General features: G+C 72.3%; 10 protein-coding genes. 3 read left to right on the top strand and 7 right to left on the bottom strand.

Annotated features, from left to right (window positions below; all coding sequences use genetic code 11):
• Position 1: 1 nt before the first annotated feature.
• The 5 genes from ABT160_RS40245 to ABT160_RS40265 form a co-directional block, all read right to left on the bottom strand.
• Positions 2-325 carry a bifunctional 3-phenylpropionate/cinnamic acid dioxygenase ferredoxin subunit gene (locus ABT160_RS40245; RefSeq protein WP_351653674.1) on the bottom strand — a complete coding sequence of 108 codons (324 nt, stop codon included), beginning with the start codon at positions 323-325 and terminating at the stop codon, positions 2-4.
• Complete coding sequence (sufD, locus tag ABT160_RS40250) at positions 325-1506, bottom strand: Fe-S cluster assembly protein SufD (protein ID WP_351653675.1); 1182 nt, start codon at positions 1504-1506, stop codon at positions 325-327. Before sufD ends, ABT160_RS40245 begins: the two co-directional genes overlap by 1 nt.
• 58 nt (positions 1507-1564) lie before the next feature.
• Entirely contained in the window at positions 1565-2980 is a 1416-nt protein-coding gene (gene sufB, locus ABT160_RS40255) for a Fe-S cluster assembly protein SufB (RefSeq protein WP_351653677.1), read from the bottom strand.
• Positions 2977-3708 carry a helix-turn-helix transcriptional regulator gene (locus ABT160_RS40260; RefSeq protein ID WP_351653679.1) on the bottom strand — a complete coding sequence of 244 codons (732 nt, stop codon included), beginning with the start codon at positions 3706-3708 and terminating at the stop codon, positions 2977-2979. The genes sufB and ABT160_RS40260 overlap by 4 nt, the downstream gene beginning before the upstream one ends.
• A 164-nt stretch (positions 3709-3872) precedes the next feature.
• A complete protein-coding gene (locus ABT160_RS40265) occupies positions 3873-4643 on the bottom strand; it encodes a formate/nitrite transporter family protein (RefSeq protein ID WP_351653681.1) in 771 nt (256 codons plus the stop codon).
• 110 nt (positions 4644-4753) lie between these two features.
• Between ABT160_RS40265 and ABT160_RS40270 the strand changes: the two genes are divergently transcribed.
• From ABT160_RS40270 to ABT160_RS40280, 3 genes are all read left to right on the top strand, one after another.
• Positions 4754-5677: an ABC transporter ATP-binding protein gene (locus ABT160_RS40270; RefSeq protein ID WP_351653683.1), complete on the top strand. Its 924-nt coding sequence runs from the start codon at positions 4754-4756 to the stop codon at positions 5675-5677.
• A 47-nt stretch (positions 5678-5724) separates the two neighbouring features.
• Complete coding sequence (locus ABT160_RS40275) at positions 5725-6441, top strand: ABC transporter permease (protein WP_351653690.1); 717 nt, start codon at positions 5725-5727, stop codon at positions 6439-6441.
• A 125-nt stretch (positions 6442-6566) separates the two neighbouring features.
• A complete protein-coding gene (locus ABT160_RS40280; protein WP_351653692.1) occupies positions 6567-7535 on the top strand; it encodes a COX15/CtaA family protein in 969 nt (322 codons plus the stop codon).
• Positions 7536-7538: 3 nt separating this feature from the next.
• Here ABT160_RS40280 and ABT160_RS40285 read toward each other — a convergent pair whose 3' ends face one another.
• Together ABT160_RS40285 and ABT160_RS40290 are read right to left on the bottom strand one after the other, a co-directional pair.
• The gene (locus ABT160_RS40285) at positions 7539-8624 is read right to left on the bottom strand and encodes an amidohydrolase (RefSeq protein ID WP_351653685.1); all 1086 of its coding nucleotides are present in this window, start codon (positions 8622-8624) and stop codon (positions 7539-7541) included.
• Between the two features lie 81 nt (positions 8625-8705).
• Positions 8706-9035: a hypothetical protein gene (locus ABT160_RS40290; protein WP_351653687.1), complete on the bottom strand. Its 330-nt coding sequence runs from the start codon at positions 9033-9035 to the stop codon at positions 8706-8708.
• Between the last annotated feature and the right edge of the window lie 143 nt (positions 9036-9178).

The following is a 9178-nucleotide window of genomic DNA, read 5'->3' on the forward strand; positions in this document are numbered from 1 at the left end:
CTCAGGACTCCTGGGTGACGGAGACGAGCACATCGTCCCCTTCGATCTTTACGGGGTACACGGGGACGGGGCGCGTCGCGGGCAGACCGGACGGCTTACCGGTGCGGAGGTCGAAGCTGGAGCCGTGCAGCCAGCACTCGATGGCGCAGTCCTCCACCTCGCCCTCCGAGAGGGAGACGTTCGCGTGCGAGCAGATGTCGTTGATCGCGAACACCTCGCCCTCGGTGCGGACGACGGAGACCGGCGTGCCGTCGATCTCCACCCGCTTGGGGGTGTCGTCCTCCAGCTCGCTCAGCCCGCAGGCGCGGACGAAGGCGGCGGCCATCAGACCGACGCCTCGAGCTCGGCCTCGATCTTGGTGAGCAGGCGCTCCTCGACGTCCGGCAGGCCGATCTGCTGGACCAGCTCGGCGAAGAAGCCGCGCACGACCAGGCGGCGCGCCTCGGACTCCGGGATGCCGCGGGCCATCAGGTAGAACAGCTGCTCGTCGTCGAAGCGGCCGGTGGCGCTGGCGTGACCGGCGCCGGCGATCTCGCCGGTCTCGATCTCCAGGTTCGGCACGGAGTCGACGCGGGCGCCGTCGGTGAGCACCAGGTTGCGGTTCATCTCGTACGTGTCGGTGCCCTCGGCGGCGGCCTGGATCAGCACGTCGCCGATCCACACCGCGTGCGCGGAGTCGCCCTGCAGCGCGCCCTTGTAGACCACGTTGGACTTGCAGTGCGGGGTGTTGTGGTCGACCAGCAGGCGGTGCTCCTGGTGCTGGCCCTTGTCGGTGAAGTACAGGCCGAAGAGCTCGGCCTCGCCACCGGTGGCGGCGTAGCTCACGCGCGGGTGCAGGCGCACGACGTCGCCGCCGAAGGTGACGACGACCGACTTGAAGGAGGCGTCGCGGCCGATCAGCGCGTTGTGCTGGGCGACGTGGACGGCCTTGTCGTCCCAGTCCTGGACGGAGACCACGGTGAGCTTGGCGCCGTCGCCGACGAGGTAGTCCACGTTGGCGGCGAGGACCGCGTCGCCGGAGTGGTCGATGACCACGACGGCCTCGGCGAACGCGCCGAGCTCGATGACCTGGTGGCCGAAGGCGGTGCCGCCCTGGCCGCGCACCGCGATCCGGATCGGCTCGGTGAGCACGGTCTCCTTGGGCACGGTGACGACCGAGGCCTTCTCGAAGGACGAGTACGCCTGGGCGGCGACCCGGTCCACCGGGGTGCCGGCCTTGCCGAGCCGGGCGTCGTCGCGCCCGACGGCCTCGACGGTGACGCCCTCGGGCGCCTCGACGACGACCTCGACGCCGTCGCCGGTCGCGGTGGCGGTGCCGTCGTGCAGACCGCGCAGGCGCTCCAGCGGGGTGAACCGCCACTCCTCCTCGCGGCCGTGCGGGACGGGGAAGTCCGCGACGTCGAAGGACGGGGGCGCGCTCATGCGCGTCGCGACGGTGGACTCGGCGGCCACCGCGATCGAACCGGCGGTGGTGGAACCGGCCGGGATGTTCTGAGCCTCAGCCATGGCTGTCGTGGTGCTCTCTTCCTAGGTCAGTCTGTGTGAGCTCGGGGGGCGGGCGGCGTCAGCCGACCGAACCCTCCATCTGCAGCTCGATCAGCCGGTTGAGCTCCAGGGCGTACTCCATCGGGAGCTCCTTGGCGATGGGCTCGACGAAGCCGCGCACGATCATGGCCATCGCCTCGAACTCGGAGAGGCCGCGGCTCATCAGGTAGAAGAGCTGGTCCTCGGAGACCTTGGAGACGGTGGCCTCGTGGCCCATGGACACGTCGTCCTCGCGCACGTCCACGTACGGGTACGTGTCGGAGCGGGAGATCGTGTCGACGAGCAGGGCGTCGCACAGCACGTTGGACTTGGCGCCGGGGGCGCCCTCGCCGATCTCGATGAGGCCGCGGTAGGAGGTGCGGCCGCCGCCTCGCGCCACCGACTTGGAGACGATGTTGGAGGAGGTGTTCGGGGCCATGTGGACCATCTTGGCGCCCGCGTCCTGGTGCTGGCCCTCGCCGGCGAAGGCGATGGACAGGGTCTCGCCCTTGGCGTGCTCGCCCATCAGGTAGACGGCCGGGTACTTCATGGTCACCTTGGAGCCGATGTTGCCGTCGACCCACTCCATGGTGGCGCCCTCGTAGGCGACGGCGCGCTTGGTGACCAGGTTGTAGACGTTGTTCGACCAGTTCTGGATGGTCGTGTAGCGGCAGCGGCCGCCCTTCTTCACGATGATCTCGACCACGGCGCTGTGCAGCGAGTCCGAGGAGTAGATCGGCGCGGTGCAGCCCTCGACGTAGTGGACGTACGCGTCCTCGTCGACGATGATCAGCGTCCGCTCGAACTGGCCCATGTTCTCGGTGTTGATCCGGAAGTAGGCCTGGAGCGGGATCTCGACGTGGACGCCCTTGGGCACGTAGATGAACGAGCCGCCGGACCACACCGCGGTGTTCAGCGAGGCGAACTTGTTGTCGCCGACCGGGATGACGGTGCCGAAGTACTCCTTGAAGAGCTCCGCGTGCTCCTTCAGCGCCGTGTCGGTGTCGACGAAGATGACGCCCTGCTCCTCCAGGTCCTCGCGGATCTGGTGGTAGACGACCTCGGACTCGTACTGGGCGGCGACGCCGGCGACCAGGCGCTGCTTCTCCGCCTCCGGGATGCCGAGCTTGTCGTACGTGTTCTTGATGTCCTCCGGCAGGTCCTCCCAGGAAGCGGCCTGCTTCTCGGTGGAGCGCACGAAGTACTTGATGTTGTCGAAGTCGATGCCCGACAGGTCCGAGCCCCAGTTCGGCATGGGCTTCTTGTCGAAGAGCCGCAGGCCCTTGAGGCGCAGCTTGAGCATCCACTCGGGCTCGTTCTTCTTCGCGGAGATGTCGCGCACGACATCCTCGTTCAGACCGCGCTTGGCGGTGGCGCCGGCGGCGTCGGAGTCGGCCCAGCCGTACTCGTACCGACCCAGGCCCTCGAGCTCGGGGTGGCTGATCTCGGTGGTCATGCGGGGTTCCTCCCGGCCGTACTGGTGGATGCTTCTTCGGTGGACTTGGCTGTCTTGGGGACACCGGGGATGAACGTGGTGCACACCCCGTCCCCGTGGGCGATGGTCGCCAGTCGCTGGACGTGCGTCCCGAGCAGGCGGGAGAAGATCTCCGTCTCCGCCTCGCACAGCTGCGGGTACCGCTCGGCGACGTGGGCGACCGGGCAGTGGTGCTGGCACAGCTGCTCGCCGACCGGTGCGTGCCGGGCCGTAGCAGCGTACCCGTCCGCGGTCAACGCCTTGGCCAGCGCCTCGGTGCGCTCCTCGGGGGCGACCCGCTCCAGCGCCTCGCGGTAGGCCTCGGCCTGGGCCTCGACGCGGTCCCGGGCGAACGCCGCGACGGCGCCCTCGCCGCCCGCGTTCTGCTCGATCCAGCGCAGGGCCTCGACCGCGAGGGTGTCGTACGCGTGGTCGAAGGCGTCCCGGCCGCAGTCGGTGAGGGCGAACACCTTGGCCGGGCGGCCCCGGGTGCGGGCCCCGTAGACGCGCTGCTCGCGCGGTTCCACCACGTTCTCCGCGACGAGGGAGTCGAGGTGGCGGCGGACGGCCGCCTGGGTGAGCCCGAGGCGCTTGGCGAGGTCGGCCACGGTGGACGGGCCGTGGTCCAGGATGGAGCGCGCGACGCGGTTGCGGGTGGACCGTTCACCGGTCGCGAGTTCCTCCTGCGGAGCCTCGCCGACGTTTTTCACAACGCCATTGTTGCGTAATTCTCCAGAGCCTGACAACCCGCGCGGCGATCACGACCGGTGCCGTGCATCACTTAGGTATACCTAATCTGACCTGCGGAAATGATCACCCGGGAACGACGGAAGACCCCCCGGCGAAGCACCGGGGGGTCGTACGGCCGTGCAGGTCAGGCGTGCTCGGGGCGCCCGGTGAACCAGTAGGAGCCGGCCACCAGGAGGCCGCCGCCGACCACGTTGCCCGGCACCGTGAAGAGCAGGTTGCGCCCCAGGTCCGCGAAGGAGGCGGAGCCGTCCAGGATCGCCAGCGAGAACAGCGACATGTTCGCCACGCAGTGCTCGAAGCCGACCGCCACGAACACCAGCACCGGCAGCCACAGCACGAACACCTTCGCGGCGTCGCCCCGGGCCCGGTAGAACATCCAGATCGCCAGGCAGACCAGCATGTTGCAGAGGACCGCCCGCCAGAAGAGCTGGCCGCCCGCGAGCGCCTCCTTGCCCGCCACCAGCTCCGTCAGCATGGCCCGCGCGGAGGGCGCCGAGAGCACCCCGGAGGCGTGCACCATCGCGCCGAAGGCGAAGGCGCCCACGAAGTTGCCCGCCAGCGAGAGCGACCAGCTGCCGACGAGGTCGCGCAGGCCCGTGCGGCCCGACAGCGACCCGAGCAGCATCACCATCACGTTGCTGGTGAACAGCTGCGCCCCGGCGAACATCACGATCGTCAGCGCGACCGGGAAGACCGCGCCCTCGAGGAGCTTGGCGGCCGCCGAGTGCTGCGCCACGAACGGCGACACGGCGACCAGCAGCAGCACCTCGCCGATCCCGATGTACGCGCCCGCGAGCATCGCGGAGACCGCGTAGCGACCCGGCCTGGCCAGGTCGTGCGCCTTGTGCGCCGCCTGACCGACGGTCTCTTCCAGGTTCTCCGCGACACTGATCACCCTTCGACGCTACGCCCGCCGCGGGCCCGTTCCGGCGGGGAAAGGTCCCCTTCCGAGGGACCCGGGCCCCCGCGCCCCCGGGACCTGTGGCCCCTCTCTAGACTTCCGGCATGCGATACGAGTCCGTCGTCCAGGTCCGGGGCCTGGTGAAGCGGTACGGGACGAAGACCGCGGTGGACGGCCTCGACCTCACGGTCGGCCCCGGCGTCACGGCCGTCCTCGGCCCCAACGGCGCGGGCAAGACCACCACCGTCGAGACCTGCGAGGGCTACCGCAGGCCGGACGCGGGCACCGTGCGCGTCCTGGGCCTCGACCCGCTCGCCCAGTCCGCCCTGCTGCGCCCCCGGGTCGGCGTGATGCTCCAGTCGGGGGGCGTCTACTCCGGCGCCCGCGCCGACGAGATGCTGCGCCACACCGCGAAGCTGCACGCCCACCCGCTGGACGTGGACGCCCTGATCGAGCGCCTGGGCCTGGGGTCCTGCGGGCGCACCACCTACCGCAGGCTCTCCGGCGGCCAGCAGCAGCGGCTCGCCCTGGCGATGGCCGTGGTCGGCCGCCCCGAGCTGGTCTTCCTGGACGAGCCGACCGCGGGCCTGGACCCGCAGGCCCGCCGCTCCACCTGGGAGCTGGTCCGCGAGCTGCGCGCCGACGGCGTGCACACCGTGCTGACCACGCACTTCATGGACGAGGCCGAGGAGCTGGCCGACGACGTGGCGATCGTGGACGCCGGGAAGGTGATCGCCCAGGGCAGCCCCGAACAGCTGTGCCGCGGCGGCGCCGAGAACACCCTGCGCTTCACCGGCCGCCCCGGCCTGGACCTCGCCGGGCTGCTCAAGGCCCTGCCCGACGGCACCGCCGCGGCCGAGCTGACCCCGGGGGCGTACCGCATCACCGGGCACGTCGACCCGCAGCTGCTGGCCACCGTGACCAGCTGGTGCGCCCAGCACGGGGTGATGCCCGAGGGCATCTCCGTGGAGCGGCACACCCTGGAGGACGTCTTCCTGGAACTGACCGGCAAGGAGCTGCGGCCGTGACCACCGGTACCTACGCGCCCCGGCCGGGCGCCGCCCCCGTCGCCCGGATGATCGCCGCGCAGACCGCGTTCGAGACGCGGATGCTGCTGCGCAACGGCGAGCAGCTGCTGCTCACCGTGATCATCCCCTCGCTGCTGCTGATCCTCTTCTCCAGCGTCGACATCATCGAGACCGGCGCCGACGAGGCCGTGGACTTCCTGGCGCCGGGCGTGCTCGCGCTGGCGGTGATGTCCACCGCGTTCACCGGGCAGGCCATCGCGACGGGCTTCGAGCGGCGGTACGGAGTGCTCAAGAGACTCGGCGCCACCCCGCTGCCCCGCTGGGCCCTGATGACCGCCAAGACCCTGTCGGTGCTGGTCACCGAGGTCCTCCAGGTCCTCCTGCTGACCCTGATCGCGCTGGGCCTCGGCTGGTCGCCGCACGGGAACCCGGCGGCCGTGGCGCTGCTCCTGGTGCTCGGCACCGCGGCCTTCTCGGGCCTGGGCCTGCTGATGGCCGGGACGCTGAAGGCCGAGGCCACGCTGGCCGCGGCGAACCTGGTGTTCCTGCTGCTGCTGGTGGGCGGCGGGGTGATCGTGCCGCTGGAGAAGTTCCCGTCGGGCGTCCGCTCGGCGCTGGAGCTGCTGCCGATCTCGGCGCTCTCCGACGGACTGCGGGCCGTGCTCCAGCACGGCCAGGGGATGCCGTGGGGCGACCTCGGGATCCTCGCGGCGTGGGCGGTGCTCGGCCTGGGCGCGGCGACGCGGTTCTTCCGCTGGGAGTAGCGGGGAGCAACGGAGGGCGGCCGGGGCCGCCCGTCCCTCCGGCGCGGGGCCCGAAGACCCCTCTCCGCAGGGACTTCCGCCCGACTTGCCCCCCTCGTGAAAGCTTGCACAAGCCGCCACCTACGATAGGGCGCGTGCTGACCCCCCTCGCCCTCATCGCCCGCCGCTGGACGCCCTCCCCCCAGGTGCTCCGGCGGGCCGCGCTCTCCGCCGTCGTGATGAGCGTGGTCATCATCGTCACGGGTGGCGCGGTGCGCCTGACCGGCTCCGGCCTCGGCTGCGACACCTGGCCCAAGTGCACCGACGACAGCCTGATCGTCACGCCCGAGCAGGGCTACCGCGGCATGATCGAGTTCGGCAACCGCATGCTGACGTACGTCCTGTCGGCCGCGGTCGGCTGGGCGATCATCGCCGCGCGCTCCACCAAGCCGTGGCGGCGCGGGCTGACCCGGCTGGGCTGGCTGCAGTTCTGGATCGTGGCGAGCAACGCCGTCATCGGCGGCATCACCGTCTGGCTCGGCCTGAACCCGTGGACGGTCGCCGGGCACTTCCTGGCGGCGAACGCGCTGCTCACCGTCACCGTGGTCACCTGGCACCGGACCGGCGAGGGCGACGGGACGCCCCGGGTGCGGGTGCCCAAGCCGGTGCGCCAGCTGTCCTGGCTGATCACCGGGGTCTCGGTGGTCCTGATCGTGCTCGGCACCGGCGTGACCGGCTCCGGCAAGCACGCCGGCGACAGCAGCGACGTGCCGCGCATGCCGTGGAGCTGGACCGACGCCGCGCACATCCACGCGGCCGCCGCCTGGGTGCTGTGCGCCCTGGCCGTGGCGATGTGGCTGGTGCTGCGGGTGGTGGACGCCCCGGACGACCTGCGGGCCCGCGCCCGCGACCTGCTGGTCGTGCTGCTCGCCCAGGGCGTCATCGGCTACGTCCAGTACTTCACCCAGGTCCCCGAGCTGCTGGTGGGCCTGCACATGCTGGGCTCCGCGCTGATGTGGATCGCGGTGCTCCGGCTGGCCCTGAGCCTGCGCGAGCGCCCGGTGACCACCGCGGAGATCCCCGCCCAGGCCGACCAGGCCCTGGCCAAGGCATAGGCCTCAGGCCGTCAGCCCGTACACCCGTCGCGCGTTGTCCGCCGCCACCATGGCGGCCACCCGCCGCGCGTCCGTACGCGACCACGCCCCGCCCGTGACCCAGGCGCCCAGCACCCGCCCCAGGGCCTCGCGGAAGGTGCTGGCCGCCACCACGTGCAGCTCGGGCAGCCCGTGCGCCCCGCTGGAGTAGAGCAGCTTGCCGAACGGCGCCAGCTCCAGCGTCTCCGCCAGCACCGCCGCCGCCCGCGCCCCGGTCAGCGACAGCGCCGCGCCCAGGTCCGCGTAGACGTGCGGGTGGACGCTCGCCAGGTGCGCCGCGTGGCGGTGGTACGGGTAGCCGTGCAGCAGCACCAGGTCCGCGCCGAGCCCGCCGGTGGCGGCGGCGAAGGGGGCCAGCGGCAGCGGGTCGGCCACGCCCAGGTGGAGCTGGAGCGGGCGGCCCGCGCCCAGCGCGACCCACAGCAGGTGGCGCAGCAGCACCGGGTCGGCGAGCCGTCCGCCGGCCGCCCGCGCCGCCAGCCAGCGCCCGGCGGCGCCGCGCACCTCACCGGGCCCCGGCGGCTGCGGCTCCTGCGCCAGGCGGCCGTGCCGGGCCCCGGCGACGGAGGTGAAGGCGACGGCGGAGGCGGCGGCCCCGTGGACGGCCTCGGCGAGGTTGGCGAGGAACGCGTCGACGGTGCCCGAGGTGTCGGCGACCTGCTCGGCCAGCGGTTCGAGCCGGACGATCTCGTGGGCCTCGGCGTTCCCCGCGGAGGCCAGCTCGGCCGGCGCCGTCAGGTCACCGGGCAGTCCGGTGTCGACCAGGTACGCGGCGATCCCGGCGGCCCCCAGCAGCAGCCGCCCCGACTCCAGGACGCCCAGTTCGCGGCGGCGCGCCAGGTAGCGGGCGGGCGGGCAGTGGGCCTCCAGGCCGAGCAGCGGCGGGCACCAGCGCCGTACCGCGAAGCCGGTCTGGGTGTCGAAGAAGGTGGTGCCGGACGCGGGCGGGGAGGCGGTGCGGCCCAGCCGGGCCTCGAAGGTGCCCAGGCCCAGCTCGGTGCGGAGCACCCCGTGGCAGTACTGGTCCACCAGGGACGGGGTGTCGATCATGCCGGTGGCTCCCTGCGGTGGACGGGTCGTCACCCGTCCTAACGGGTGAGCCCGCCCCGAGGTGTTGCCCCGCCCGCCGGGTCACTTGTTCGCCGGGCCGCCGATCTGGATCCCGGCCATCCGGCTCCACTCGTACGGACCCGTCTCGACCTTGGCCGCGAACTCGCCGTCGAAGGACTCGTGCAGGGTGACCCCGGACTTCTCCGCGGCGCTGCGCGCGACCGCGTGGTCCGGCTCCACGATGTCGCCCCAGCCGCCGTCCTCGCCGACCAGCACGATCCGCGAGCCCCGCTCACCGAGGTGGGCGACCTGCGCCTCGGCGCCGCCGTGCTCCTCGGCGAACGCCCGGATGCGCTTGGCCAGCTTCTCCGCCCGGCGCGTCCGGGCCGCTTCCTGCTTGGTGTCTGCCATGGCCAGGATGCTACCGGCGAGTAGATCAACTGGCGACGGGCGGGGGGCGGGGGGGGGTGGCCCCCCCCCCCCCCCCCCCGGGCGGGCATAGGGGGGGGTCGGGGCGAGGGGTGGACCCCCCCCCCCCCCGGAAAGCCGCGAGA

The organism is Streptomyces sp. NPDC001941 (assembly GCF_040296945.1).
In the GTDB taxonomy this organism is placed as follows: Bacteria; Actinomycetota; Actinomycetes; order Streptomycetales; family Streptomycetaceae; genus Streptomyces.

Bases quoted from the DNA above. Each gene is read 5' to 3' on its own strand.
- ABT160_RS40245 (WP_351653674.1), bottom strand. From the start codon at position 325: ATGGCCGCCGCCTTCGTCCGCGCCTGCGGGCTGAGCGAGCTGGAGGAC.
- sufD (WP_351653675.1), bottom strand. From the start codon at position 1,506: ATGGCTGAGGCTCAGAACATCCCGGCCGGTTCCACCACCGCCGGTTCG.
- sufB (WP_351653677.1), bottom strand. From the start codon at position 2,980: ATGACCACCGAGATCAGCCACCCCGAGCTCGAGGGCCTGGGTCGGTAC.
- ABT160_RS40270 (WP_351653683.1), top strand. From the start codon at position 4,754: ATGCGATACGAGTCCGTCGTCCAGGTCCGGGGCCTGGTGAAGCGGTAC.
- ABT160_RS40275 (WP_351653690.1), top strand. From the start codon at position 5,725: ATGATCGCCGCGCAGACCGCGTTCGAGACGCGGATGCTGCTGCGCAAC.
- ABT160_RS40285 (WP_351653685.1), bottom strand. From the start codon at position 8,624: ATGATCGACACCCCGTCCCTGGTGGACCAGTACTGCCACGGGGTGCTC.
- ABT160_RS40290 (WP_351653687.1), bottom strand. From the start codon at position 9,035: ATGGCAGACACCAAGCAGGAAGCGGCCCGGACGCGCCGGGCGGAGAAG.